The 26754-nt window shown below is 72.1% G+C and carries 17 protein-coding genes and 1 pseudogene; 3 read left to right on the forward strand and 15 right to left on the reverse strand.

Annotated elements, in window-relative coordinates; genetic code table 11:
- Positions 1-12 precede the first annotated feature (12 nt).
- From Pflav_RS14005 to Pflav_RS14065, 13 genes and pseudogenes are all read right to left on the reverse strand, one after another.
- Positions 13-1047, reverse strand: a complete 1035-nt coding sequence (locus tag Pflav_RS14005) for an SDR family oxidoreductase (RefSeq protein ID WP_173036561.1) — start codon at positions 1045-1047, stop codon at positions 13-15.
- Positions 1047-1271, reverse strand: coding sequence for a hypothetical protein (locus tag Pflav_RS14010; RefSeq protein ID WP_173036562.1), 225 nt, complete (start codon positions 1269-1271; stop codon positions 1047-1049). Before Pflav_RS14010 ends, Pflav_RS14005 begins: the two co-directional genes overlap by 1 nt.
- A gap of 9 nt (positions 1272-1280) precedes the next feature.
- Positions 1281-4371 (reverse strand): annotated as a pseudogene (locus Pflav_RS14015) (FAD-binding and (Fe-S)-binding domain-containing protein).
- Complete coding sequence (locus Pflav_RS14020; protein WP_173036563.1) at positions 4368-6131, reverse strand: thiamine pyrophosphate-dependent enzyme; 1764 nt, start codon at positions 6129-6131, stop codon at positions 4368-4370. The pseudogene Pflav_RS14015 and the gene Pflav_RS14020 overlap by 4 nt, the downstream one beginning before the upstream one ends.
- Before the next feature lie 79 nt (positions 6132-6210).
- Entirely contained in the window at positions 6211-7395 is a 1185-nt protein-coding gene (locus Pflav_RS14025) for a low temperature requirement protein A (protein ID WP_173036564.1), read from the reverse strand.
- A gap of 95 nt (positions 7396-7490) precedes the next feature.
- On the reverse strand, positions 7491-8249 hold the full coding sequence (locus Pflav_RS14030) for an SDR family NAD(P)-dependent oxidoreductase (RefSeq protein ID WP_173036565.1): 759 nt from the start codon (positions 8247-8249) through the stop codon (positions 7491-7493).
- Between the two features lie 966 nt (positions 8250-9215).
- Entirely contained in the window at positions 9216-10667 is a 1452-nt protein-coding gene (locus Pflav_RS14035; protein ID WP_197938463.1) for a hydrogenase large subunit, read from the reverse strand.
- A 2-nt stretch (positions 10668-10669) separates the two neighbouring features.
- A complete protein-coding gene (locus Pflav_RS14040; protein ID WP_173036566.1) occupies positions 10670-12169 on the reverse strand; it encodes a proton-conducting transporter transmembrane domain-containing protein in 1500 nt (499 codons plus the stop codon).
- Positions 12169-12816 carry a hypothetical protein gene (locus Pflav_RS14045; RefSeq protein ID WP_173036567.1) on the reverse strand — a complete coding sequence of 216 codons (648 nt, stop codon included), beginning with the start codon at positions 12814-12816 and terminating at the stop codon, positions 12169-12171. Before Pflav_RS14045 ends, Pflav_RS14040 begins: the two co-directional genes overlap by 1 nt.
- Positions 12817-12829: 13 nt before the next feature.
- Entirely contained in the window at positions 12830-13771 is a 942-nt protein-coding gene (locus Pflav_RS14050) for a respiratory chain complex I subunit 1 family protein (protein WP_173036568.1), read from the reverse strand.
- A complete protein-coding gene (locus Pflav_RS14055) occupies positions 13768-15786 on the reverse strand; it encodes a proton-conducting transporter transmembrane domain-containing protein (protein WP_173036569.1) in 2019 nt (672 codons plus the stop codon). Before Pflav_RS14055 ends, Pflav_RS14050 begins: the two co-directional genes overlap by 4 nt.
- On the reverse strand, positions 15783-16265 hold the full coding sequence (locus Pflav_RS14060) for an NADH-quinone oxidoreductase subunit B family protein (RefSeq protein ID WP_197938465.1): 483 nt from the start codon (positions 16263-16265) through the stop codon (positions 15783-15785). The genes Pflav_RS14055 and Pflav_RS14060 overlap by 4 nt, the downstream gene beginning before the upstream one ends.
- Positions 16266-16354: 89 nt before the next feature.
- Complete coding sequence (locus Pflav_RS14065; protein WP_232071388.1) at positions 16355-19492, reverse strand: BTAD domain-containing putative transcriptional regulator; 3138 nt, start codon at positions 19490-19492, stop codon at positions 16355-16357.
- 138 nt (positions 19493-19630) lie between these two features.
- On the opposite strand from Pflav_RS14065, the gene Pflav_RS14070 reads away from it, so the two are divergent.
- Positions 19631-22810 (forward strand): BTAD domain-containing putative transcriptional regulator, encoded by a 3180-nt coding sequence (locus Pflav_RS14070; RefSeq protein ID WP_232071390.1) that lies wholly within the window; start codon positions 19631-19633, stop codon positions 22808-22810.
- On the opposite strand, the gene Pflav_RS14075 is transcribed toward Pflav_RS14070, so the two are convergent.
- Both Pflav_RS14075 and Pflav_RS14080 read right to left on the reverse strand, forming a co-directional pair.
- On the reverse strand, positions 22760-23410 hold the full coding sequence (locus Pflav_RS14075; protein WP_197938467.1) for a class I SAM-dependent methyltransferase: 651 nt from the start codon (positions 23408-23410) through the stop codon (positions 22760-22762). The genes Pflav_RS14070 and Pflav_RS14075 overlap by 51 nt on opposite strands.
- A 3-nt stretch (positions 23411-23413) precedes the next feature.
- Positions 23414-23629 (reverse strand): 2TM domain-containing protein, encoded by a 216-nt coding sequence (locus Pflav_RS14080; protein ID WP_173036571.1) that lies wholly within the window; start codon positions 23627-23629, stop codon positions 23414-23416.
- A gap of 125 nt (positions 23630-23754) precedes the next feature.
- Here Pflav_RS14080 and Pflav_RS14085 point away from each other — a divergent pair, with 125 nt between their 5' ends.
- Both Pflav_RS14085 and Pflav_RS14090 read left to right on the forward strand, forming a co-directional pair.
- Entirely contained in the window at positions 23755-24549 is a 795-nt protein-coding gene (locus tag Pflav_RS14085; RefSeq protein WP_173036572.1) for an alpha/beta fold hydrolase, read from the forward strand.
- Between the two features lie 21 nt (positions 24550-24570).
- Positions 24571-26748: an MMPL family transporter gene (locus Pflav_RS14090; RefSeq protein ID WP_173036573.1), complete on the forward strand. Its 2178-nt coding sequence runs from the start codon at positions 24571-24573 to the stop codon at positions 26746-26748.
- Positions 26749-26754: the final 6 nt, after the last annotated feature.

Below are 26754 nucleotides of genomic sequence, written 5' to 3' on the forward strand. Positions count from 1 at the left end.
CGGGGCGGTGAATCACCGGCCGCGCAGGCGGTTGGCGAGGGCGGCGACACCTCCGGCGGCGCTCATTGTCGCGCCGACGACCGAGCCGCGGTGCTTCGACAGCCACACTTGCGGACCGGCCTGACGGGACCGGTCGTCGAAGCTCCCGTGCGCGCCGTGGACATCGCCGTCCGGCCCGTCCACCGGCCGCCACAGGTTCGACGGCCGATCGGGATCGCGGGGTGCGTCGGTCTGCTGCGATCCGTAGCCCGTGCGCGCCAGGTAAAAGTCCATGAGCCTGGGAACCAGCCGGTTGCCGAGGATGCTCAAGGCGGTCGACCAGCCGACCCAGAACTCGCGGCGTTGCGGGTGGTCGGCGGCGAACACGATCGCGTCGGCGGCCACCTCCGGCTGGTAGATCGGCGGCACCGGCTGTGCGCGGCGGGGCAGCCGGGACAGCACCCAGTCGAACTGCGGCGTGTTCACCGCTGGCAGCTGGACCATCGTGACGTTTACGTTCGTCCGGTCGTGGATCATCTCGCAGCGCAACGCCTCGGTGAAGCCCTGGATCGCGTGCTTCGCCCCGCAGTACGCGGTCTGGAGCGGGATCCCCCGGTACGCCAGCGCCGATCCCACCTGCACGATGGTCCCCCACCTCCGGGGCACCATCCGCTCCAGCGCCACCCGCGTGCCGTTGACGTAGCCCAGGTAGGTGACCTCGGTGACCCGGCGGAACTCCGCGGGCGTGACCTCCTGGAACGGCGCGAAGACCGACGTGAACGCGTTGTTGACCCAGCAGTCGATCGGCCCCAGCTCCGTCTCGAACCGGTCGGCGGCGGCCCGTACCGCGTCGGGGTCGGACACGTCGACCGGGATGGCGAGTGCTTCGCCGCCGGCCGCGCGCACCTCCTCGGCCGCCTTCGAAAGGCCCGCCTCGCCCCGTGCGATCAGGCCCAGCTTGACCTTCCGCTGCGCGAACCGGCGAGCGACCGCCCGGCCCACCCCGGCGCTCGCGCCGGTCACCACGACGACGCTCGGATAGCTTTCGGCTCGCTTGTCGAAAAGCATCAGCTGCCACTCCCCCACGGCGAGGCGTTACCTCGCCGGCGAAACCAGCGTCCGGCGAGGTACCCGGCGGTGACAGCGGCCAGAAGCAGCAGCACCCGGGGCGTCGTCGCGCCCGCCCGAGCCTTGCTCAGACCTGTCTTCGGGTCGACGACGGTGCCAGCCGCGGCGCCGGCGACACCGGTCGCCCAGTCGGCCAAGTGGTCCTTCACTCGCGTGGCACCCATGCTTCCTCCTCAGCGTGTAGACCAACGGCGCAGCGCGTACATCAGCGCCGTGCCGGCGCCACCGATTGCGACAGCGGTGGTCAGCAGGCGTACCGGCCGCGGCGGTGCCGAGGGCCGGCGGGTCCAGCTCTCCTCCGGGATGCCGGCGCCGCCGTCGCCGTCCATCCCCGCGCGCAGCAGCTCGGCGAGGTGTACGCCGCGCCGGCCGCCGGCGTCGCTCTGCGCGATCTGGATCCGGCAGCTGAACCCGTCGGCCAGGATGGCGTCGCCCGGTCCGGCTTCGCGGACCGCCGGCAGCAGTACCCGTTCGGCGCACGCCTCGGACACCTCGTAGTGGCCTTGCTCGAACCCGAAGTTGCCGGCCAGGCCACAGCATCCGGAGTCGAGCACCTTCGCGTCGACCCCCGCCGCGGCAAGCACCGCCTGGTCGGCCTGGAAGCCGAGTACCGCGTGCTGGTGGCAGTGTGTCTGGACGTAGGCCGTGCGGGCCACCATCGGTGGCGTCCAGCCGGGGGTGTGGTCGATGAGCAGCTCGGCGAGTGTGACGGTCTGCCGGCGCAGCCGTCGCACGTCCTCGTCGTCGGGGAACAGCTCCTCGGCGTCGCCCCGGAACACCGCCGTGCAGCTCGGCTCCAGGCCGAGGATCGGGGTGCCGGCGCGCAGGTGCGGGCGGAGGATGTCCACGGTACGCAGCAACACCCGCTTGGCGGTGTCGAGCTGGCCGGTCGAGATCCAGGTCAGCCCGCAGCAGACCGGCTGCTCGGGTACCACGGCTCGCCACCCGGCGGCCTCGATAAGCTCGACCGCCGCCCGCGCGATCTCCGGGTCGAAGCGGTTGGTGAAGGTGTCCGGCCACAGCACCACGTCCCCACGCTCGCCGGTGCCGCGCGGCCCCCGCTCGGCGTACCACCGCTGGAAGCTCTGGGGTGCGAACACCGGCAGCTGGCGCCGGGTGTCTACCCCGGCCGCCTTCTTGGCCAGCCAGGCCAGGCCGGGTGCGTGCGCGAGGGCGTTGACAAGCCTCGGCGTCGTGGCGGAGACCACGGCCGCGGCGAGCGGCAGCCAGCCCATCGAGTAGTGGGCCCGGGGCCGCAGCCGACCCTCGTAGTGGTGGGACAGGAACTCGGCCTTGTACGTCGCCATGTCCACGTTGACCGGGCAGTCGACTTTGCAGCCCTTGCAGGCCAGGCACAGGTCGAGCGCGTCCTTGACGGCGTCCGAACGCCAGCCGTCGGCGATAGTGCCGCCGCGGACGGCGCCGTCGAGCATCTCGAACAGCAGCCGCGACCGCCCTCGCGTGGAATGCTCCTCCTCCCCCGTCGCCCGGTACGAGGGGCACATCACGTCGCCGGAGTGCCGGCGGCAGCGGCCGACACCGACGCAGCGGAGCACTGCCCGTCCGAAGCTGCCCTCGTCGTCCGGGTACTGGAAGTGGGTGGCCACGCCGCCGTGGTTGTAGTCGACGCCGAGGCGCAGGTTGGCATCCATCGGGTTCGGCGCGGTCACCTTCCCCGGGTTCATCCGGTTGTCCGGGTCGAAGATGGCCTTGAACCGACCGAACGCCTCGACCAGCTCCTCGCCGAACATCTTCGGCAGCAGCTCACCGCGCCCCTGCCCGTCACCGTGCTCGCCGGAGAACGAGCCGCCGTAGCGGACCACCAGGTCGGCCGCACGCTCCAAAAAGGACCGGAACCGCGCGACACCGTCCGGGTTCACCAGGTCGAACGGGATGCTGCAATGTATGCAGCCCTGCCCGAAGTGCCCGTACAGCGACGTCTCCGCCAACCCGTACTCGGCGAGCAAGCTCCCCAGGTCACGTAGGTAGTCGCCGAGGTCCGCCGGGGCGACCGACGAGTCCTCCCAGCCCGGCCAGGTATCGGCCATTCCGGATACCCGGGCGGTGGCGCCGAGCCCGGACTCGCGGATGTCCCAGATCGCCCTCTCGGCGCCCGGTTCGTCGAGGAACCTGACGTCCGCGTCGTCCCGGCTCTTGCCCAGATCGCGCAGCAGCCGGTCGGCGGCCGCGTCCACGTCCCGCCTCGTGTCGCCGCCCATCTGCACCAGCAGGTAGGCGCCTTGCCGCTGGGGCAGCAGACGCAGCGCCTCCGAGTTGAGGTGCTTGCGCCCTTCGTAGTCGAGGAGCTTGGGGTCGATGCCTTCCAGCCCGATCGGCGCGTGCGGCAGGATCTTCGGCACGTGGTCGCCGGCGGCCGCGATATCCGGGTACAGGAGGAGCACGACCGTCCGGGCCTTGACGACCGGCACCAGCCGCAACCGCGCCCGGAGCACCGTGACGCAGGTGCCCTCCGTGCCGACCAGCGCCTGCGCGACATGGAAGTTCTTCTCCGGCAGCAGGCTGTCGAGGTTGTAGCCGGAGACCCGCCGGGGGATCGGCGGATACCGCGTGCGGATCTGTTCCAGGTACTCGTCGCGCAGCGCGCGGAGCTGCCGGTAGACCTCCGCCTCGCGGCCGCCGCGCGCGACGATCCGCTCGTACGCGTCGTCCGGTGTCTCGCCGACCCACATCCGCGTGCCGTCGTAGAGCAACACCTCCAGCTCGACGATGTTGTCCACGACCTTGCCGGTGCGCTGCGCGGTGGCACCGCAGGAGTTGTTGCCGATCATGCCGCCCAGCGTGCAGTGGTCGTGCGTGGCGGGCTCCGGCCCGAAATTCCAGGCCGGTCCGCTTGAGCTGGTCGTTGAGCAGGTCGAGGACGATCCCGGGCTCCACCAGGCAGGTCCGGTTGCCTGCGTCGACCTCGAGGAGCCGGTGGCAGTACTTCGACCAGTCGATGATCACGGCGACGTTGGTGCACTCCCCCGCCAGGCTCGTGCCACCGCCCCGGGAGGTCACCGGCGCGCCGTACCGCCGGCACACCGCGACCGCCGCCACGCCCGCCTCCACGGTCCTCGGCACGACCACCCCGATGGGTACCTGCCGGTAGTTCGAGCTGTCCGTGGAGTAGGCGCCACGGGATCCCGCGTCGAAGCGGACCTCGCCGTCCACCTCTGCCGCCAAATCCCGTTCGAGGCCGGCGACGTCGATCTCGTCCGTGGCCGGGATGCGGACGGCCGGGTCCGGCAGCTGCACCGCGGTCACGCGCGCAGCTCGCTGATCTTGTCGCGGACCACCGTCGCCACGGTGGCCACCTTGTGCGGCTGACCGCGCAGGAACGCCTCGGTGAAGTACTTGGCCTGCTCGTACTTCACCTTCCCGGGCATCGGCGGCTCGTTCGGGTTGACGTCCACGTCGACGAGCGCCGGCCCGCTGTGGGCCAGCGCGTCCCGGACCGCGCCGGCGACGTCGCCCGGCCTGGTCACCTTCGCGCCGTACGCGCCGCACCCGCGTGCCCAGCTGGCGAAGTCGGCCTCCGGCTGGCGATGTCGCACCGCGTACTCCGGGTAGCCCAGGATGATCTGCTCCCACAGGATCTGCCCGTACGAGTTGTTGTTGTTGACGATCACCTTGATCGGCAGCTCGTGGCGGACGGCGGTGAGGAACTCGGCCATCAGCATCGCGAACCCGCCGTCACCCACGAACGCGATGACCTGCCGGCCGGGGAAGGCGTGCTGGATCCCGATCGCGTACGGCAGCCCGGGAGCCATCGTGGCGAGGTTGCCGGAAAGGTAGTACCGGCGGTCGCCCCGAATCGTCCACTGCCGCGCCGACCAGGTGGCGATGGTCCCCGAGTCGCAGGTCAGGATCGCGTCGTCGGCGGCCAGGTCGTCGACCACCCCCATCAGGTACTGCGGCGCGATCGGGTCCCGGCGCTCGTCCCGCAGCGACCTCATCTCGGCGCGCCAGTCGTCCATCTCCTTGCGGTACTTGGCCAGGAACGACCCGTCGCCTCCGCGCAACAGCGGCAGCAGCCCTCGCAGGCCGCGCTTCGCGTCCGCCGCGATCGGGGCTTCGACCGGCAGCCGCAGCCCGATGAGCGACGGATCGGAGTCGATCTGGGCCACACGCGCCTGACCCGGCTCCGGGAGGTACTTGGAGTACGGGAAGGAGGTGCCCACCATGAGCAGCGCGTCGCACTCCTCCATGGCCTCCTCGCTCGGCCTCGTGCCGAGCAGTCCCAACCCGCCGATGGTGACCGGGTGCTCGTCGGGCACCACCGCCTTCCCCGACAGCGTCTTGACCACCGGGGCACCCAGCTTCTCCGCCACCGCGATCACCTCGTCGCGCGCGTGCAGCGCACCCGCCCCGACCAGGATCACCGGCCGCCGCGCGGCGTTCAGCAGCTCGGCGGCCGCACCGAGCTCGTCCTCGCCGGGCGGCAGGTGCGGCCGGTCCAGGTTCGGCCTTCCATTTAGCGGCAAGCCCGGGCTCGGATGCCGGTACGGATCCTCGCCCATCGCCGCGACCTGGATGTCGTTGGGGAACGTCAGGTGCGACACGGTCTTCTTCACCAGCGCGTTGCGCACAGCCAGGTCCACCACGCCCGGCAGCTGCTGCGGATTGGTGACCATCAGGTTGTAGTCCGCCACGTCCTCGTACAGCCGGTCCAGGTGGACCTCCTGCTGGTACCGCGTGCCGAGCACCGACGTTTCCTGCATGCCGGTGATCGCCAGCACGGGTACGTGGTCCAGCTTCGCGTCGTACAAGCCGTTCAGCAGGTGGATCGCTCCTGGTCCGGATGTGGCGGCGCAGACGCCCAGCTTTCCGGTCGCCTTCGCGTAGCCGGTCGCCATGAAGGCAGCCGCCTCCTCGTGGTGTACCAGCACGAACCTGAGCTCCTGGGCGTGGCGGCGGAACCCCTCCATCAACCCGTTGATGCCGTCGCCGGGGAGGCCAAAAACGGTGTCGACACCCCAGGCGACCAGCCGCTTCGCAAGGCTCTCGCCCACGATCTCCGTCATTGGAAGCTCCCCCTCGCTCGCGGCAAACCGCCGTCCGCGCGCGGCTACCCGTCAGGGCAGCAGCCAAACGCAGGTGCTTTCATTCGCCGCTGATCGGACCCCGGTCTATCAAGCCCTCGTCCGGCCCGCTCGCGGTGGCCGGGAGGCGGGCGTGGCGTCGCTTGATCAGAGCCTCCCTCGCGATGGTCACGCCGATCACCACCAGCAGTGCGGCGACCGCCGTGACCGCCGGGATCAGGGTGGCCAGCGGCACCAGAGCGAAGCAGACGACACCGCCACCGAGGCAGATCCCGGCGATCTCGCGGAACATCCGCCAGCGGGTATAGGCGAAGGTGAACAGGAACAGTGCGGAGCCGCCGAAGAGCAGGACCGCCTGATCGCCGGTCAGCGCGCCGGCTGGCTCGAGCACCGCGTCGGCCAGTCCGACGGAGGTGGTGACGATGCCGAAGCTGAAGAGCAGGTGGCTGTAGATGAGGACCGCGCGGCGCAGGTCCGGCTGGTCCGGCGCCACTTCGAGTGCGCGCCGGATTTCCGGCAGGCCGTAGCGGAAGTACGTCCACCAGAGGGCGGCGGCCACCGCGTAGGCAGCGGCGATGGCGGTGAGTCGCAATGGCGTCAGCGTGCCCCCGGCGGCCACCATGCCGGTCTGGATCATGGATTCGCCGAGCACCAGGATGATCAGTAGTCCGTAGCGGTGGGTGTAGTGCAGGGGCTGCGCCCGGCGTGGAGCGACCAGGTAGCGCCCCGCCCAGGGGCTCAGCAGGTCGGTGGCGGCAGCGGCGGCCCAGAAGGCGATCCGCGCGGTGCCGTGCAGGAGGGCGCCGGTGAGCAGCAGTGGCCCGGTGACGAGGAAGACACCGTAGGGGCCGATGAACACCGACCGCCAGTCCGGGAGCCCGCGCAGGGCGAGGAAGGACAGCAGCGCCCGGGCAGCGAGGTAGACGACGACGAAGAGCAGCCCGAGGTCTTCGTACGCGTGCGGGATGGTCAAGGCCATCAGCAGGCTGCCGAGGCCGAGCACCAGGACGCCGAGCCGATCCACGAGGCTTTTGAGGTCACGCTGGTTGGCGTAGAGCGTCACGCCACCCCACGCCCAATAGACCGGAATGAATAGAATCAATGTCCGGACGATTCCCCACCCGCCGTGCTCGTCGTGCAGCAGGTGGGAAAACTGAGTGAGGGCGAAGACAAAGGTGAGGTCGAAGAAGAGCTCTTCCCAGATGACAATCTTGGGGGCGGTCCGGGAAGCGTCGCTAGCCTTCACGGCCCGAGTGTGACGGCCCGCGACGGCGCGTGGCGCCGAAGATCCACCACGCGCCGTCTCCCAAACTCACGCTCATACCGGCGGGGTGACGATTGTCAGAGGTTGTACCCGCCGGAGACCTCGATGTCCTGCGCGGTGATCCAGCGGCTTTCCTCGCCGAGCAGCATCGCGATGGCCATGCCGACGTCGTCCGGCTCGCCGATCCGGCCGAGGGCGGTCTTGGCGGCGATGCCGGGAATCAGGTCGGGGAAACGCTCGAACGCGTTGTCGCCGATGCGGGTGCGGGTGGTGCCGGGCGAGACGGAGTTGACGCGGATGCCCCGCCTGCTGAGCTCCTTGGCCATGTAGCGGGTCAGCACCACAAGGCCGCCCTTCATCGCCCCGTACACGGAGTAGCCGGCCTCCAGACTCAGGGGCTGGGTCGACGAGCTCGTGGTGTTGACGATCGCGCCGCCGTCGACCATCAGCGGCAGGAGCGTCTGCGTCAGGAAGAACGGTCCTTTGAGGAGTACCCGCGAAAGCCTGTCGAAGTCCGCCTCCGTGGTGTCCTCGATCATCGCCATGTGACCGGCCCCGGCGTTGTTGACCAGGAAGTCGAAGCTGTCCCGCTGCCAGGTGTCACGCAGCGCCGCGACCACCGAGTCGCGGAAAGCCGGAAACCTCGCGGAGTCGCCGAGATCAAGCGGGAGTGAGACGGCCGTGCCGCCGTCCTTTTCGATCGTCGCGACAGTGTCCAGCGCTCCGGCTTCGTTGCCCTGGAAGGTCAGGATGACGCCGGTCTCGCGCCGCGCGAGCTGGACGGCGGCGCTCTGCCCGATGCCCGAGCTGGCCCCGGTGACGATGGCGACGCGCATGGTTGAACCACCCGTTTCGTTCGTGGACTTGATCCCCGCAATAACAACATCTCCACCTGCGCGGGCAGTACACGAAAACTCGCAATGCCTTGCACATTCCTCTCCTCCAAAACCAATGAAGTCGAGCTACCGCGATGTCCGCGGTGGTCCGGACCGTCGCTCCCGCGGCCTCACCCTCCGCTGTTTCACAACCCCGCCCCGCCCGTGGGCATCCGGCGGCCCGTCGGTGGGCCGCCAGTCGGCGGGCCTCTGGAGCTGGGCGCACCGATGCGCCCGCCCCCGGGGCCGCGTCGGCGGTCGGGCGGTCCACCCCGGTCCTCCCGGCGCTGCCCACTCACCCGGCCCCTGACCACACCGGACCGCCGCGTGGTCGCCCCTGCGCGTCAGCGCCCCCGATCCAGGCCCGATTTCCGCCGCCCGCGTCGCGGCATCCCCGCAGAGTTCTGGATGCGCGGAGGGTGTGGACGCCGCCCGCTACTCCCGCAGCCTCACCCTCCGCGGCTGGCAAGCCCACCCCCGGGCCGCGGTCGGCGATCGGGCGCGGAAATCGGGCCTGGTCGCGGGCGCTGAGGCGCCGGGGGGGACCGCGCAGCGGCCTGCTCTGGTTAGGGGCCGGGTGAGTGGGCAGTTCCGGGAGGACCCGGCGGGTGCCCGGCCCACCCGTCCGAGGGCGGGCGCATCGGTGCGCCCAGCTCCAGAGGCCCGCCGACTGGCGGCCCACCGACGGGCCGCCGGATGCCCACGGGCGGGGCGGGGGTTGTGAAACAGCGGAGGGTGAGGCCGCGGGAGCAGCGGTCCGGACCACGACGGGCATCGCGGTAGCTCAATGTCCTCTGATCTGGATCTTTATCCGGGACATGACGCTGAGGCCACCCACTTCAAAAGTTCTCTAGCTCCTGGCCGGCGTACCGCCCAGGCACGGTTACAGGTCGTTCCCGGCGTAGGAGAGGTTGAAGCTTTTGTTGGTCAGGGGAAGTCCGGAACGATCGTGTCGGCGAGCGCGACCGGCAGGGCCGGCCAGTTGAGGAAGGACGGGTCGACGATCTTGACGCGGGTCAGGGTGCCGTCGGGCTGGGCTTCGACCCGGTGGACGACGGTGCCGCGCCAGCCTTCGACGATCCCGACCCCCGATGCCGGCCGGTCCGCACGTGGCTGTCGTACGCCGGCGGTGACCGTGCCGGCCGTGAGGGTGGGCAGCAGGGCGGCGAGCAGGGCGGCCGAGGCGCGGATCTCCTCGGCCCGGACCAGGAAGCGGGCCAGCACATCGCCGTCGCGGTGGACGGGTACGGCGAGGTCGTCGATGCCCGTGTGGGGGTGGGCGACGCGGGCGTCGAACGGCAGGCCGCTGGCGCGCGCGACGTAGCCGAGAGTGCCGATGTCGGTGGCTTGCCGGGTGCCGAGGATCGCGGTGCCCGTGAGCCGGTCCCGCACAAGCGTGTTGTCGAGCGCGACGGCGACGATCTCGGCGATGTCCCCGGCGATGGCTGTGACCGCGGCGGGGTCGGGGACGGTGAGCAGGTGGGCGCCGCCCGGGAAGACGCCGCCGCGCAGCAGCCGGTGGCCGGTGGTGTCGCGGTTGAGCCGCAGGAGCTGTTCGCGGATGCGTTGGGTGTGCGCGTGCGCGATGCCGTACCCGACGTCGTTGCAGATGGCGCCGATATCCGCGACGTGGTTGTGTAGTCGTTCCAGCTCCAGCAGGGCAGCCCGGGCGCGCTGCGCGGGGGCGGGCACGGTGATGGAGAGGGCGTCTTCGACCGCCAGGCTGTAGGCGAGGGCGTGGCCGACGGCGGTATCGCCGCTGACCCGCTCGGCCAACGCGACGCGCTGGTCGGCGGGGTGGCCTTCGAACAGCTTCTCGATTCCTTTGTGGACGTACCAGAGCCGGGCCTTGAGTTTGAGGATTGTCTCGCCGACCACGGAGAAGCGGAAGTGACCCGGCTCGATCAGTCCAGCGTGGACCGGACCGACCGGGATCTCGTAGACGCCAGGCCCTTCCACGGTGACGAACGGAAACGGCTCCGCGCCGGACAGCGAAGGGCGTGGTCCGGCGTCGGCGCGCATGGGGTACCAGCCGCTGGGCCAGTGCGGGTGGCGGACGAGGCGGCGTGGCAATGGATGGTTCTCCGGTTGGACGCCGTACAGGTCGTGCATCTCGCGTTCGAAGCGGCTGGCCGGAAACGACTGGGCGGCGAGGCTGGGCACGACCGGCCGGGCCGCGTTGGTACGCAGGTGCAGTTCGGTGCGCTGGTCCGGCGGGCCCGACGTGAAGAGGTACACGACCCGGATGCTGTCCAGGTCGTGGTGGGCGGCGACGACCGCGAGCCGGGCGCCGCCGCCGAGCAGCCGGGCGGCCTGCTCGGGCAGTTCGGCGGCGGTGACGTCGACGGCGGTGGCCGACGGCGGGTGTACTTCGGTCATGGTCACCTGCCCTGCACGATCGTGTCGGTGGCGGCCAGCAGCAGGTCGTGCAGCGGGCCGAGGCTGACGCCGAGCGCGGTCGCCGCGGCCAGACCGACCGCGAGCGGGACGATCGCCATCGCGCGGGGGCGGGCGGGTGCCGTGACCGGGGCTCCGGCTGGCGCGGGGTCCGGTGCGCCGAGCAGCATCGCGGCGCCGTGCCGGGCGATCGCGGCGAAGGCGACGAGGACGAGAGCGAACGCGGCGGCCACGGCCCAGCCCTGGCCGGCGGCGAGCCCGGCGCGGGCGATGCCGAGCTCGGAGGCGAAGAGGCTGAACGGCGGCAGGCCGAGCAGCGCCGCGACCGCGAGCCCGAACGCGCCGGCTAGGGCCGGATGGCGGCCCGCGAGCCCGCGGATGGCGGCGATCCGGGAGCTGCCGGACAGGTGCAGCAGCTGTCCGGCACCGCAGAACGCGACGGCCTTGCCGAGGCCGTGGCCGAGCACGTGCAGCAGTACAGCGGCCATGGCCAAGCGGCTGCCGGTGGCGGTGCCGAGGGCGACGAGGCCCATGTGCTCGATCGAGGAGTAGGCGAGCATCCGCTTGTAGTCGCGCTGGCTGATCAGCAGGATCGCGGCGACGGTGAGCGAGGTGAGCGCGGCGACGAGCAGCAGGGTGCGGGTGTAGCCGGGGCCGAGGACGGCGTCGGTGATGGCCTTGTACCGCCAGATGGCGTAGAAGGCGACCGACAGCAGGACGCCGGACATGAGGGCGGAGACCGGGGCGGGTGCCTGGCTGTGCGCGTCGGGCAGCCACGCGTGCATGGGGGCCAGGCCGGCCTTGGTGCCGAAGCCGACGAGCAGCAGGCCGGTGGCGAGCCGGACGAGGTCCGGGTCCAGGGCGGTGGCGTGGCCGGTCAGGTAGGTCCAGTCGAGGGCGGACGGGTCGCCGTCACCGCCGGCGGCCACCGCGGCCGCGTACACGCACACCGTGCCCAGGAACGCGACCCCGATGCCGACCGAGCAGAGCACGACGTACTTCCAGGCCGCCTCCACGCTGGCCCGGCTGCGGCGGTGCCCGACCAGGAACGCGGTCACGATGGTGGTGGCCTCGACGGCCACCCACAGCAGGCCGAGGTTGTCGGCCAGCACCGCCAGGCTCATCGCGGCCAGGAAAAGCTGGACCAGGATGAGGTACCGGCGGGCGGTGGCCGGGGTGGCGGTGCCGGCGGCTGACTCGTCGGCCAGGTGGTGCACGCCGGCCCAGCAGGCGATGGTGGCGACCGCGCCGATGACGACGAGCATGAAGGCGGTGAGCGGGTCGGCACGCAGCAGCCCGCCGGTCACCGCCGGTCCACTGTGTACCGTCGTGGCGAGCCCGACGCCGGCGCCGAGGATGCCGGCCGCGGCGGCGACTCCGGCCCACGCCGCCGCCCGCCACGGAAGCACCGCGGCGGCCGAGGCGGCCACGAGCGGCGCGGCGAGCGGCAGGTACAGGGCGAGCAGGTCGAGGGTGTCGGTCATCAGTCGTGCAGCTCTCGTAGGTCGTCCAGGTCGGTCCCGCCGAACACGGCCCGCAGCCGGGTGGTGAGCACCTGAAGCACAAGTACCGCCAGCAGCAGGTCGGCGCTGACGCCGAGCTCGACGACGAGGGGTACGCCGCCGGTGGCCAGGAACGCGACCGCGGCGATGCCGTTGTCGACCAGCAGCACGCCGACGATCTGGGAGACGGCGCGGCGGCGGGTGGCGGCCAGGAAGAAGCCGATCAGCACGACGGCGAAGCCGACCGGGGCGGCGCGGGCGGTCGGCGACGGCGCCAGGTCGACAAGCGGCCGGGCGGCGGTGTACGCGAGCAGGGTCAACGCCGCGGCGGCCAGCATCGAGGCGGCGATGTTGACCAGCGGTGCCGTCTCCCGGGCCTCGGGGATCCGGGCCAGTACCCGGCGCAGCAGCCACGGCAGCACGCCGATCTTGAGAATCCCCACCACGGCCGCCACGAACAGCGTCTCGGCGTGCCGGTGCTCGACGGCGAGCAGCACGGCGATACAGGTGAGGGCGGCGCCCTGGACGGTGAGCAGGGTGATCAGCGCGGACAGCTCGCGGCGCCAGAGCACGCCGACGGCGGTGAGCAGCAATAGGCCGCACGCGAGGTCGAGCAGCTGGTCGGTCATGGCTCTCCCCCGCTCAGGCCAGCACGGACGAGGCGATCACGGCCAGCAGGCCCAGCACGAACGAGCCGGCCAGCAGCTCCGGTACCCGGAACAGCCGCAGCTTGGCCACGAACACCTCGCCGGCCGCGACAAGGCCGCCGAGGGCGGCCAGCTTCACCACGAACACCCCGGCGGCCAGGACGAGGGCGGCCGGCTGCGCGCCGGAGGCCACTCCCCAGGGGATGAACAGGTTGGCCAGCAGGCCCAGCAGGATGGTCAGCCGCATCGACGCCGCCCACTCCACCAGGGCCAGGTCGCGGCCGGCGTACTCGAGCACCATGGCCTCGTGCACCATGGTCAGCTCCAGGTGGGTGGCCGGGTTGTCCACCGGCAGTCGCCCGGCTTCGGCCAGCGTGGCGATCGCCAGCGCCGCGGCGGCGAGGGCGCCGGCCGGGGTGAAGACGCGGGCCGGGTCGGTGGCGCCGGCTGCGACGATCGCGCCGAGGTCGGTGGCGCCGACCCTCGTGGACAGCGCGAACACGGCCAGCAGCAGCGTCGGCTCGACGAGCGCGGCGATGGTCATCTCCCGGCTGGCGCCCATCCCGCCGAACGCGGTACCGGTGTCCAGGCCAGCCAGCGCGAGCGCGACGGTACCGAGCAGCAGCAGCCCGACCACCACGACGAGGTCGGCTACGCCGGGCAGTGGGCCGGCCGTGGACAGGTACGGTGCGGCACCGGCGACGAGGACGCTGGTCGCCATCAGCACCACCGGGGCGGCGGTGAAGAACATGCCGGCGTCGGCCGGGATCACCGGCTCCTTGCGCAGCTGCTTACGCAGGTCCCGCCACGGCTGGGCGAGCCGGCCGCCGGCGCGCCCCTCCAGCCTGGCCCGCACGGCGCGCATCAGGCCGATCACCAGCGGGGCGACGGCCGCCACGAGCACGGCCTGGACCGCCGCCGTCACCCACGCGCTCACCGGATCACCCCGGCGACAAGGACCGCCACGAGGGCCGCGAGCATGTAGGCCAGGTAGCGGTGCACGCTGCCGTTCGCCAACCGCCGGCCGGCCCGGCCGACCGCGTCCGCCGCGGCGATGACCGGTCCGTACAGGTGCGCCTCGATCCGGTCCGGCAGCCGGCGCCGGTACGCCACGGCCCGCACGATGTACGCCGACTCGGCGGCCGGGGTGACGTCGACATCCTGCTCCGGCGCGAGCACGTCGTCGAAGACCCGCTGCAACGGCTCGGCGAACGACGTCGCGGTGTACTCCATCCGGGCGGTCAGCGGACCGTCGCCGCAGTCCCACGCCGGTGCCCGCCGCCGTGCCCGGCCCAGCGCCCGCCCAGCCGCCGCGAAGCCGACCGCCAACCCGATCACGCCGACCGCGACCCACAGCGGCGAGACGATCGAGCCGATGCCGGCCAGCCGCAGGTCGACGCCGCCACCGGCGAACAGTTCCGGCCCGGCCCGCAGTTCGCCGGCGATCCGTTCCAGCGCCGGCGCGGCCACCACCGGAACTATCGCGAGGCCGGCACACGCCGCCGCGGCCAGCCCCATGGCCACCAGCATCGACCTCGGTGACTCGACGGCCGTGGCGGCACCGTCACCGCGCGGCCGAGCCAGAAAGCCCGTGCCGAGCACCTTGACGTAGGTGGCCACGCCGACGCCGGCGGTCAGCGCGACGACGGCCACCGCGACCGGCGCGGCCACGGTCAGCACCGTGCCGGCCTGCGGGGCCTGGTGCAGCAGTGCCTGCAACAGCAGCCACTCCGAGACGAACCCGTTGCCGGGCGGCAACGCCGCCGCGCACAGCGCCCCGACCGTGAAGAGCGCCGTGGTGGCCGGCATGCGGCGGGACAGACCGCCCAGCGCGTCGAGGTCCCGGGTGCCGGTCGACCGCAACACCGAGCCGGCGCCGCAGAACAGCAACGTCTTGAATCCGGCGTGGTTGGCCGCGTGCAGCAACGCCGCGGCCAGCGCCACTCCCGCGACCCCGTCCTGGCCGGCGCCGGCCCACACGCCGGCGGCGGCGAGCCCGAGCAGGATCAGCCCGACGTTCTCGCTGGTGGAGAACGCGAGCAGCCGCTTCAGGTCGGTGGCCACCGCCGCTTGCAGGATCCCGTACAGGGCGGAGACCGCACCGAGGGCGCCGAGCAGCAGCCACCACCAGCGGGCACCGCCGCCGAGCAGGTCGAACCCGACCCGCACGATGCCGTACACACCTAGCTTGACCATCGCGGCGCTCATCAGCGCCGAGACGTGCGAGGGCGCCTCCGCGTGCGCGCGCGGCAGCCACGGATGCAGCGGTACCGCCCCGGCCTTCGACGCGAACCCCGCCAGGCACAGCAGGAACACTCCGCCGGCGGTCACTGGTGACAGCCCCGCCCCGGCCGCGCGGATCGCCGCGAACGACTCGCCGCCGGCGGCCGCCGCCAGCCGGGTCAGACCGAGCAGCACGGTCACGAACCCGGCCTGCGTCATCGCCGCGTACCACAGCCCAGCCGTGCGGACCGCGGGGCTGTGCCGGTGCTCGCCGAGCACCAACAGCAGCGACGTGACCGCCATCAGCTCCCACGCGAGCAGGAACGTGGACACGCTGCCGGCCGCGGGCACCAGGAGCATCGCCGCGACGAACACCGGCAGCACCGCCAGCGCGCCCCGCGCCGCCGGTCCGTGGCCGTCGCGGCCCAGGTACCCGATCGTGTAGACGCCGACAACCGCGGCGACCCCGCCGACCAGCAGCAGGAACCAGCCGGCCAGCGGATCGACCGCCAGCCTGACCCCGGCCAGCGGCAACAGGTCCGGCAGGTAGGCCTGCCAGACCGTGCCGGAGACCGCGGCTCCGCCGGCCGCCGCGCCGGCGATGCCCACCCCTGCCGTCGCCGCACCGACCACCGCCGGACCCCACCGGGCCGGTGCCGGCAGCGCCGCGATGGCGCCGGAGCCGGCGAGGGCGAAGGCGGCACCGAGCGCCGCGGCGACCGGGTTCACCGGCCGGACACGCCGCGCAACGCGGCCACGATCGCCGCCGGCTCCGGCGGGCAGCCGGGCACTCGAACGTCCACCGGCACGACGTCGCCGACCGGACCGAGTACGCCATGCCCGCCGGCGAACACTCCGCAGTCGCGGGCACAGTCCCCCACCGCGACCACAAGCCTGGGCCGCGGCATCGCCTCGTACGTCGCGCGCAACGGCTGGGCCATGTTCACCGTCACCGGACCGGTCACCGTCAGCACGTCCGCGTGCCGCGGCGAGGCCACGAGCCGGACACCGTGCCGCTCCGCGTCGTACACCGGGCCGAACGCCTGCCCGATCTCGATCTCGCAGCCGTTACACGACCCGGCGTCCACATGCCGCACTTGCACGGACCCGCCCAGCCCGGCCCCGAGGGCAGCCGCGGCGGCGGCTCGGGAGCCGGCTCGGCCGCCCGCCCCGCACGCCGGATCCTGCCCACTAAGCCCACCGTCCACCCCTCCCAGCCTCGTAACTTGCAAAACTTAGCAACTAGGCAAGACTGCAAATCCGGAGGGGCGGTGCTAGGCCTGCCTCGCAGCGGCGCCTAGAGCTTCGACAGGAAGCCTTCGGCTCGGTGGGCGAAGAGGTGGGCCCCGCGTTCGACGGACAGCTGGCGGGCCTGCTCGGCGGCGGCCCGGACGACGGCTACGGGCTCGCCGCGAGCGAGCAGCACCTGGGCTCGCAGCAGAAGGAGTAGGCCCTCGGCGTAGCGCTGGCCCTGCGCGTCGAGGAACCAGTCGGCCCGGTCGAGGACGGCGGCGGCCTCGACCGGCATCCCGGCCGCCAGCAGCATCTCGGCGACTAGCCCGTAATAGAAGGCTATGCCCCATCGCGGCGGGTCGAGCAGCGTCGCGACCAGGAGCTTTTCGGCCTCTGCCGCGGCGCCGGCCGGGTCGTCGCCGGTCAGGGCTCGCGTCCAGCACGATGTCTGCCGCAGGTACGGGTCGACGTGGACGAAAAGGTGCTCGGGGTCCGCGGCGAGCCACCGCTCCACCGCACGCCGCCCCAGGGCCGGGTCGCCCACCATCGACGCGGTCATGCCGGCGTAGTACGCCCAGACCGAGAGCGCGTAGGGATCGTCACCCACGATCGCCTCCGCGGTGTCGAGCAACGCCAACCCCGCGTCGACGTCACCGTGCAGCGCGGTCAACACCGCCTGCCACGCGGGCCAGGCCAGCTGGAGGTCGCGCCGGAGTGCGTCCTCCTCGCTGCGGGAGGAGTCGTCGAACATGGTCCGCTTGTCCTCGTGCAGGTACCGGAAGGCCTCGCCGATGTCGCCAAGGTCCCACTGGTGCAGGCCCCACGCTTGCCGGCCGTACGCACGCACGAGCGGATCGGAGGATGCCGTGCCCTGGTCGCGCAGCCGGTGCACCAGCCGGCCGCGGTCCATCTTGGCGGCATGGGCGGCCGCGATCCAGCGCGCGTAGAGGAAGTCCGCGGCCTCCGCCTCGCGGCCGAGGTGGCGAGCCAGGTGCTCGGCGCGCTCCAGCACGTCGAACGCCGAACCGCCGTACTTCGCCTGCCTCCTGATGACGACGGCGAGCAGCGTGAGCGCCGACAGTTCCAGCTCCGCCAAGCCCGCGTTGCGCGCCACCTGTACGGCCGACTCCAGGTGCTGGTTGGCGGCCTCGAACGCGGCCATGTTCGCCGCACGGCGACCCGCGCGCACCAGCACGGCCGAGGTGCGGGCCGGGTCCGCGAGCGGGCCGGCGGCCCACAGGTGGTGAGCCAGGCTCTCGGTGGCGGTCTCGCCGTCGGAGTCGTTCCACTCCAGCGCTTCCGCGACGCGGAGGTGCAGCTGGGTCGCCCGCCGCCGCGGCGTGGACCCGGCGACCGACTCGCGGACCAGGTCGTGCGCGAAGCGGTACGAGTATGGATCTCCAGGCGTCGGCCCGAGCAGGCCGAGCGCCTCCAGGGGTGCGAGATGGTGGAGGATCGCCTGGCCGTCGAGGCCCGCCGCGCGGGCCAGCACGCGGAGGTCGATGTCGCGGCCGACGATCGCGGCGACCTGTAGCAGGTCCTGGGATCCGTCGTCGAGGCCGGCCATCCGGTCGTGGACGACGTCGCGCACCGTGGACGGCACACCCGCCCGCGCCGCCGCGTCCTCGGTGAGCGCGCCACCGTCGGCGAGCAGCCGGGACAGCTCCCGGACGAAGAAGGGGTTGCCGGCGGTACGGGCATGGATACTGCGGGCGGCTCCAGAATCGGGAACCTCGCCGATTTCCCGGCGGACGAGCTCGGCAACCTCGGCCGGGCCGAGCGGGCCGAGCCGGATCCGGCGGTGGCCGGGCACCCGGCTCGCGGCGGCGAGTAACCGTGCCAGGTCGGAGCCGGGAGCCGGCGCGCGGTCACGCAACGCGCCGATGAGCACAGTGCTGGCGGGCAGGCGGGCCGCCAGGTGGCTGAACAGCTGCGTCGAGGCGGCATCGGCCCACTGGAGATCGTCGATCGAGAGAACCAGCGGACACCGCTGCGAGACCTGGCCGACGACACCGACCACCCGCTCGAACATGCGGAACTGGGCGCCGCTGTCGGGCAGCACCGGCCCGGCGAGGACGCCACCGGGTGGCTCCATGAGACGGCTCAGCTCGCCGGCGAGCCAGTCGTCGCGCGCCGCGCTGGGCATGCCGTCCAGGAGCGCGCCGACCACCTGCACCCACGGCCACATCGACGGTGCCCCGCCGCCGTCGAGGCAGCGGCCCCAGACGACGAGCGCGCCACGCTGATCCACCTCTGTGGTGATCTCCTCCAGCAAGCGGGTCTTACCCACTCCCGGTTCGCCTTCGACGAGGACGAAACCCGTACCACCGGTGAGCGCCGGTGCCATCGCCTGCCGCAGCACCGTCAGCTCCTCGACCCGACCGACCAGATCACCGGCCGGTGGCATACCCGCCGCCGCGGTGGCGGGCCGCGGCCACTCGACGGCGGCCAGGCTCTGGCTCAGCACCCGCTGGTGTGCGGCCTCCAGGGCTGGGCCGGGTTGGACGCCGAGCTCGTCGGCGAGCCGGGTGCGGACCGCACGGAACACCGACAGCGCCTCGGCCTGCTGCCCGGCCGCGCCCAGCGCGGCAATGAGGCTCGCCTGTACGGGCTCGTGCAACGGCGCCATCGTGGCGGCCAGCCGCAAGGCGGGCAGCACTCGCTGCGGCTGGCCCAGCGATATCGCGAGCTCGGCCGCCTCCACGCAGGCGTCGAAGAACACACCGTCCAGTCCGGCGAATAGGGACATGGTCGCGGTGCTCTGGCCGAGCCTGTCACCCGCGGAGCCGTGCCAGAGCCCCAGCGCCCGCACATAGCAGTCGAAAGCCGCATCGAGGCGCTGCTCCGCGAGGCGGGCCTTGGCTGCCTCGACGTGCTCCTGGAAGGTGACCATGTCGAGCATGCCGGGGCCGGCCACGAACAGGTAGCCGTTGCCGCGTCGCAGCAGGTACGAGCCCGGCTCCCGGGCAGTGAGGTCGGGCTCCAGCAGCCGCCGCAGCGCGCCGATGTACTTGTGGATGACGTTGAGGGCGCTGGCCGGAGCATCCTCGCCCCAGATCAGATCGATCAGCTCGTCGGTGCTGATCGGCCGACCGGCCTGGGCCGCCAGGAGGGCGAGCAGGTAGGCCTGCTGCGGGGGCCCCGCGTCAAGCTCCGTATCGCCGCGCCAGACCCGCAGCGGGCCCAGAATCTGGATACGCACGGAACTCCCACATTGTTTGACAATTGCCTACGGCCCATACGGGCGATATACGCAAAGTGCGCGGGACGAGTGTACTAGTGGATCACGGTTGGCCGGCCCCCCGTAGACTCTGCGCTGCGATTCGGGATGGGAGGTGGCGTGGCTACATCACTGCCTCCCTCCGGCGCGGACCTGTACCTCCAGGTCCTCGGTCCGCTGCGGGTCTGGCGCGACGGCGTCGAGCTGGACACCGGGCCGCCGCAGCAGGCCCACCTGCTCGCCCTGCTTGTCGCCAGTGTCGGCAAGCCGGTCGGTACAAGCGAGCTGATCGACCTGATCTGGGGCGACGACGCCCCAGCCTCGGCTCTCAACATCCTCCAGAAGTACGTCGGCAGGCTCCGGCGGCTGCTGGAACCCGCGCTGCCGGCCCGCGGACCCGGCTCTTACCTTCAGCGCCGTGGCAGCGGCTACGTCTTCGCGGCCGGCCCCGGCATGCTGGACGTCGTCACCTTCCAAGAGCACGTCGAGGCAGCCAAGGCCCGCCTCGCGGAGCAGCGCCTCGATGCGGCGCTCGACTGCTACGTGCAGTCGCTGGGGCTCTGGCACGGCTCCGCGGGCGAAGGTCTGAGCCACACGACCGCGACGTCGGTATTCGCCGCGCTGGACGGCGTGTTCTTCGACGCCTGCGTGGAGGCGGCCGAGCTCGCGGTATCGCGGGGGCAGGCTGAGCGCGTGCTGCCGCCTTTACAGCTAGCCGCTCGGATGGCGCCGTTGCACGAAGCGGTGCAGGCGAGTCTCGTCTCCGCCCTGGCCGCCACCGGCCAGCAGGCAGAAGCGCTGTCGGTGTTCGGGACGGTTCGCGCCCGGCTCGCCGAGGAGCTGGGCATCGATCCCGGCCCCGCGCTGGCGGCCGCACACCGGCACGTACTGAAACGGGCACCGGCGCAGGAAGCGCCCGCCAAGCGGCAGCCGGACCATGCCACCGTGACGCCGCCCGCCGACCGCCTGGTCGGCCGGGCTGACGAGCTCGCGGTACTGCGGCAGGCGGTGGAGCCGGCGCTTGCCGGAGGCACGGGGCTCGTCGTCGTCGAGGGAGAACCCGGCGTCGGCAAGACCCGACTACTCGAAGAGGCCGGAGCCGAGGCGGACCGGCACGGCGCGCTCGTCGTCTGGGGCCGCTGCCTTGAGGGAGACGGCACACCGTCGATGTGGCCGTGGGTCCAGGCCGTCGGCGCAATCCTCGACGACCTGCCTGACGAAGCGCGTGAAGAGTGGCAAGCCGGCGAGCTGGGCCGCCTCGTGGGAGCGCACGGCGGCGTGTCCGCGACGCCGGTACAGCCGGACAGCACCGCCCAGTTCCGCCTGTTCGAGCAGGCGGTCGCGCTCGTGGGCCAGGTATCGGTGCGGCGGCCGGTGGTGCTCGTCCTCGACGACCTCCAGTGGGCCGACACCGCCTCGCTGGATCTGTTCCGGCACCTGGCGGCCCGGCTACCGGCCGGCACCGCCGTGATCGGCGCGCTCCGCGACCGCGCGCCCGTGCCGGGCTCGGAGCTGGCACGGATGCTCGCCGCGGCCAGCCGGCTGCCGCGTCACCGGCGGATCCGGCTCGGCCCGCTCGGCCCGTCCGAGGCGGCCGAGCTCGTCCGTCTTGAGACCGGCCAGACTCCCGGCCCTGGCGCCGCTCGCGGCATATACGCCCGCACCGCCGGCAACCCGTTCTTCGTACGGGAGCTGTCCCGGCTCCTTGCCGACGGCGGCACCCTCACCGAGAGCGACCTGGCCTCGGCCGGGTTGCCGTCCACCGTGCGGGACGTGGTCTGGGACCGGATAGCCGGCCTCGACGACGAGGCCGTCGATCTGCTCCAGGCCGCCGCGCTCATCGGCCGGGACGTCGACCTCGCCCTGCTCGCACGCGCCGCGGACATCGACGGCCAGACCTGCCTCGATCGCCTCGAGCCGTTGGAAGCGCTCGGCCTGCTCGGTCCCACACCCGGCGACCCGTACTCGTTCCGCTTCGCGCACGACCTGGTCCGCGAGTCGGTCGCCGAAACCACGCCGAAGCGACGGGTGACCCAACTGCACCTGCGCATCGCGGACGCGCTGGAACACACGGTCGCGGACGACGAGCTGGTGGCCGAGCGTCTCGCCCATCACCTGTGGGCTGCCGGCCCACTCGCGGACCCGGCCCGGACCGCGGCCGCGCTGGTGCGCGCGGGCCGCCACGCGGCGAACAAGTCCGCGTACGAGGCCGCGGAGAAGCAGCTACAGACAGCCGTACACGTAGCGCGGACGACGGGCCTGGCGGAGCTGGAGCTGTCCGCCCTGTCGGAGCTCACCGTCGTCGTCGGGCGCTCCAGGTACGTCGGGACGGCACTCGACCTGCTGGAGCGGGGTGCGCAGTTGGCCCGCGACCTCGGCCGGGAACGGGAGGCCGCCGGTTTCCTCTTCTCCCTCTGGGTCGCGTACTCCCAAGGCATTCAGCTCGACCGCGCCGGCGTGCTCGCGCGCCGGCTGCTGGAGCGGGGCGAGGCGTCCGACGACGCGACCGTGCGCGCCTGGGGCTGGCACGCCTGGGGCTACCACCAGTGGGATGTCGGCAACATCGGTGCGGCGTTCCGTTACCTGAGCCGTACCGACGCGACGATGGTCGAGGACCTGGCGCGGAGTGAGAGGGACCCGCTCCGGCGCGATCTGTGGCTGGTCTGGCCCGTGATGCTCGCGATGATGACCGCGCTGCACGATGATCTCGACACGGCCCGGGCGATGTTCGACACGATCGAAGCCGCCGCGGGTGACGACCCGTATGTGATCACGGTCTGGGCCGCCTTCGCCGTCAAGGTCGCGGCGATGGCCGGCGACCCGGCGCGGGCACTGCGTGCGGCGGAGCGCGCGATCGCCCTGGATCCCGAGTTCTCCTACGTCTTCCTCGGCAGCTACCCGCGGCTGGCTCGGTGCTGGGCACGCGCCGTGACCGGCGACGACCCGGCTGGCGCCGCGGCTGTGGCGCAAGAGATCATCGCGGCGGCGCTGGCCGACCCGCCGCGCTCGGGCCTGACCACCTGGTGCGGGCTGCTCGGCGAGATGTGGTTGGTGGCTGGGAAGTTGGACGAGGCCGCCGCGGCCCTCGACCTGGCGGACTCGTACCTCGACGCGTACGGCCAGCGCTACGCCGAGGGTCTGCTGCTCCTGTTACGGGCGCGGCTGATGCAGGCTCGCGGCGAGCCGGTCGACACCGTCCGAGCCGCCGCCGAGCGGGCCCGGGCGCTGTCCACCGAGCGCGAGGCCCACCTATTCGCCCGCCGCGCCGAGGAGCTGCTGGCCGCGCTGCCCGAGGCGTGACGGCACCGCGCCGGCCAGCTCGGCTTCGGCGCGAGGGCGACGGCAGTAGTACACCAGCGCGGGCGGGAGGTTGGCCCACTCCGTCCGGCTGACGACGACCTCCTCGAACCGGGACCGCAGGGATCGGAGCAGTCGCCGGGCGGGTGGCGCCCACCGGGCGTGCACGTACGCGAACGTGGTGAACACACCGTGCTCCGGCAGGGCGGCGACCACAGTGGACAGCAGGTCGCGCTGACGGCTTTCGGCGAACGCCGCCCACGGAAGGCCGCTGACCACGACATCGGCCTGGCTGAGCCCGCGCTGCGCCAGCACGGTGGTGAGGTCTGTCGCGTCCGCGTGCACGACGTCGACCGCCGGATGGAGCGCGGCCAGCCGCTGCGCGAACCGTGGATTGAGCTCGACCGCGATGTGCCGACCGCGTCCCCCGAGGCGCCGCTGGATGGCTTCGGTGAAGGCGCCGGTGCCTGGTCCGAGCTCCACGACCACCGGGGAGCCGGTCCCGGGCACCGCCGCCGTCGCCACCCTGGCCAGCGCCGCGCCGCTCGGCGCGATCGCCCCGACGGTCAACGGGTCGCGCACGAACTCAAGGAGGAATGACACAGCTCAGTGCCTGACGTCCAATTTGGACGGCGAGTAGACCGCCCAGATGTGGAACGCGAGACCAGTGCCCCAAGCCAGGAGGGACCACACGGGCCAGAAGTGTTGCTCCGGGGTGAAAAGCCACCACACCAAGACCTGGATCAGATTGGCCAAGACATAGGAGAGGAAGTGGATGCGCAGGCCCCACTTCCTGGCGGATTCGCTCTTCTTCGATCTCATAGTCGCAGGGTAGGTCGGCGCACTTGACGGGCAGTGAACGGCTTCGTTCAGTACCCGTCAAGTACCCGGTCCTACGCTGACCGCGATCAGGACTGAGAATGGCACACATTGAAGGGTATACATCGATGACAACCACTCGCCGAACGCTTCTGGCCGGAGCCGCCGCGGTCACGACCAGCGCCGCGCTCGGAGCGCCCGCCGCGCAGGCCCACGCCCGTCACGAGAGCAAGCCGAAGCCGACCGTGGTACTCGTGCACGGTGCGTTCGCCGACGCTTCCGGCTGGAACGCCGTCGCCGCCCGGCTCATCGACGACGGCTACCCGGTCATCGCCCCCGCGAACCCGCTGCGCGGCGTGGCCACCGACTCCGCCTACCTGGCCAGCATCCTCGCCACCCTCGGCGGCCCGATCGTCCTCGCCGCGCACTCCTACGGCGGGATCGTCATCACGAACGCCGCGACCGGCAACGCGAACGTGAAGGCGCTCGTCTACGTGGCCGCGTTTGTACCCGATCAGGGTGACACACTGCTGGGCCTCCAGACGATGTACCCGGGAAGCCAGCTCAGCGAGGCGGCGCTGGACTTCCGTCCGCACGCTGCGGGCGTCGACGGATACATCAAAAAAGAGGTGTTCCGCGACGTGTTCGCCGGCGACGTGCGCCGGGCGACCACCGACCTGATGTGGGCCGGCCAGCGGCCGGCCGACGTGAGCACGCTCCAGGAGCCGTCCGGCGCCCCGGCCTGGAAGACCATCCCTTCCTGGTACCTGGTCGCCCGCGACGACAAGGTGCTTCCCGCCGCGGCGCAGCGGTTCATGGCGCGACGGGCCAGCGCGCGCACCGTCGAGGTCGGCACCTCGCACGTCGCGATGATCGCGCAGCCCGCCGCGGCGGCCGACCTCATCAAGCGCGCGGCTCGCTGACGAATCCGTAGAGGGGCAGCGATGTTCGAGCGGCTGGGGCGGGCGATGTTCCGCCGGCGGTGGTGGGTGATCGGCCTGGCCGTGGCCTTCATGGCGTTCGGCGGCATCTGGGGTACGCAGGTATTCGGCGCGTTGACCACCGAAGGGTTCGACGACCCGGCCAGCGAGAGCTCGCGTGCGGTCGAGCGTGCCGAGGCGACACTTGGCCGGACCGGCAACGACGTGGTCGTGCTCTACACAAGCCCCAGCATGTCGGTCGACGACCCGGCCTTCCAGCGGGCCGTCACCGAGACGCTCGACACGCTCCCCGACGACGTGGTGACCGGGGCCGTCACCTATTGGAGCACCAACAGCCCGGCCCTGGTCAGCCACGATCGGCACGCCACGTACGCGGTGCTGACCCTGGCCGGCGACGACGAGACGGGGCGCGGCGAAGGACTCGAGAAGATCGAGGACAAGCTCGCCGCGCCGGGCCTTTCGACCCAGGTCGGCGGCATCACCGCGGTCAGCCTCGACATCCGCGACCGGGTCGCTGCGGACATCGCCCTCGCCGAGACGATCTCCATACCGGTACTGCTGGTGCTCCTGGTGCTCGTCTTCGGCAGCGTGGCCGCGGCGAGCCTGCCGCTCGCGATCGGCGGCCTGGCCATCCTCGGGGCGTTCACCGCGTTGCGCGGGATGAGCTACCTGACCGACGTCTCGGTCTTCTCGATCAACGTCGTGACGATCCTCGGGCTGGGCCTGGCGATCGACTACGGCCTGTTCATGGTCGGGCGGTTCCGGGAGGAGATCGCCCGCGGGCTGGGCGTCGAGGACGCGATCGCCCGCACGATGGCCACCGCCGGCCGTACCGTCGCGATCTCCGGCGTCACCGTCGCGGTCTCGCTGGCCGGTCTGCTGATCTTCCCGATCACCTTCCTGCGCTCGATGGGCCTCGGCGGTCTCTCCGCGGTCGTGGTGGCGATGGTGGCGGCGCTGACCGTGCTGCCCGCCCTGCTCGCCATCCTCGGCCCGCGCGTGGAGGCACTCTCGGTGGGGCGCCTGCTCCGCCGCCCGGCGCCGACTCCCGCGCAGGGCGAGGTCGCGCGCGGATTCTGGTACCGCCTCGCGCACAGCATCATGCGCCGCCCGGTCTTCTACGCGGTCGGGGTGCTCGCGGTGCTGTTGCTGGCCGCCGCGCCGTTCCTGCGTGTCGAGTTCGGCGGTATCGACCCGAGGGTGCTCCCGGCGGGCACCGAGAGCCGCGTGGTCTCCGAAGCCGTCGACCGCGACTTCGTCCAGAACAGCCAGCTACCGATCGAGGCGCTCGTGACCTCGTCCGACCGGGCCGGTCTGGAGCGCTACGTCGCCGCCGTCCGGACCGTGGACGGGGTGACCGGAGCCGACGTCACGGGTATGTCCGGCAACGCGGCCCGGGTCACGATCACCTACCAGAGCGACCCGATCTCGGCGGAGGCGCGGGACCTCGTGAGCCGGGTCCGGGCCGTACCGGCACCGCCCGGCGGCCAGGTCCTGGTGGGTGGCCTGACCGCGCGGCTGGCCGACCAGCTCGACTCCGTGGGCAAACTGCTGCCCTGGATGGCGCTGATCATCGTCGGCGCGACGTTCGTCCTGCTGTTCCTCGCCTTCGGCTCGGTGGTGCTGCCGATCAAGGCGATCGTGATGAACGTCCTGTCGCTCGGCGCCTCGTTCGGCGCGCTGGTCCTGATCTTCCAGGACGGCCACCTGTCCGGCCTGCTGGACTTCACCTCCACCGGGACGCTGGAGGCGACCCAGCCGATCCTGGTACTCGCCGTCGTCTTCGGGCTGTCGATGGACTACGAGGTCTTCCTGATGTCCCGCATCCGCGAAGAGTACGACCGGACCGGCGACAACACCGCGGCGGTCGCGGCCGGGCTGCAGCGCAGCGGCCGGATCATCACCAGCGCCGCGCTGCTCATCCTGGTCGTGATCGGGCTCTTCTCCATCTCCGGCATCACGTTCATCAAGCTGATCGGCGTGGCGATGCTCATCGCCGTCCTGGTGGACGCCACGATCGTCCGGGCGCTGCTGGTCCCGGCCACGATGCGCCTGCTCGGCAGGGCGAACTGGTGGGCGCCGGCGCCGCTGCGGCGCTTCTACGCCCGCCACGGCCTCCGCGAAACCGCGGATCCACCCCCGCCCACCAGCGCCGACGTCACGGTCAGGGCTCGGGCATAGCATTGC

The sequence above is a fragment of the Phytohabitans flavus genome (assembly GCF_011764545.1).
GTDB lineage: Bacteria > Actinomycetota > Actinomycetes > Mycobacteriales > Micromonosporaceae > Phytohabitans > Phytohabitans flavus.

Excerpts from the sequence above, each read along its gene's own strand:
- Pflav_RS14005 (WP_173036561.1), bottom strand. The coding sequence starts at position 1,047 with ATGCTTTTCGACAAGCGAGCCGAAAGCTATCCGAGCGTCGTCGTGGTG.
- Pflav_RS14010 (WP_173036562.1), bottom strand. The coding sequence starts at position 1,271 with ATGGGTGCCACGCGAGTGAAGGACCACTTGGCCGACTGGGCGACCGGT.
- Pflav_RS14020 (WP_173036563.1), bottom strand. The coding sequence starts at position 6,131 with ATGACGGAGATCGTGGGCGAGAGCCTTGCGAAGCGGCTGGTCGCCTGG.
- Pflav_RS14030 (WP_173036565.1), bottom strand. The coding sequence starts at position 8,249 with ATGCGCGTCGCCATCGTCACCGGGGCCAGCTCGGGCATCGGGCAGAGC.
- Pflav_RS14035 (WP_197938463.1), bottom strand. The coding sequence starts at position 10,667 with ATGACCGAAGTACACCCGCCGTCGGCCACCGCCGTCGACGTCACCGCC.
- Pflav_RS14040 (WP_173036566.1), bottom strand. The coding sequence starts at position 12,169 with ATGACCGACACCCTCGACCTGCTCGCCCTGTACCTGCCGCTCGCCGCG.
- Pflav_RS14045 (WP_173036567.1), bottom strand. The coding sequence starts at position 12,816 with ATGACCGACCAGCTGCTCGACCTCGCGTGCGGCCTATTGCTGCTCACC.
- Pflav_RS14080 (WP_173036571.1), bottom strand. The coding sequence starts at position 23,629 with ATGAGATCGAAGAAGAGCGAATCCGCCAGGAAGTGGGGCCTGCGCATC.
- Pflav_RS14085 (WP_173036572.1), top strand. The coding sequence starts at position 23,755 with ATGACAACCACTCGCCGAACGCTTCTGGCCGGAGCCGCCGCGGTCACG.
- Pflav_RS14090 (WP_173036573.1), top strand. The coding sequence starts at position 24,571 with ATGTTCGAGCGGCTGGGGCGGGCGATGTTCCGCCGGCGGTGGTGGGTG.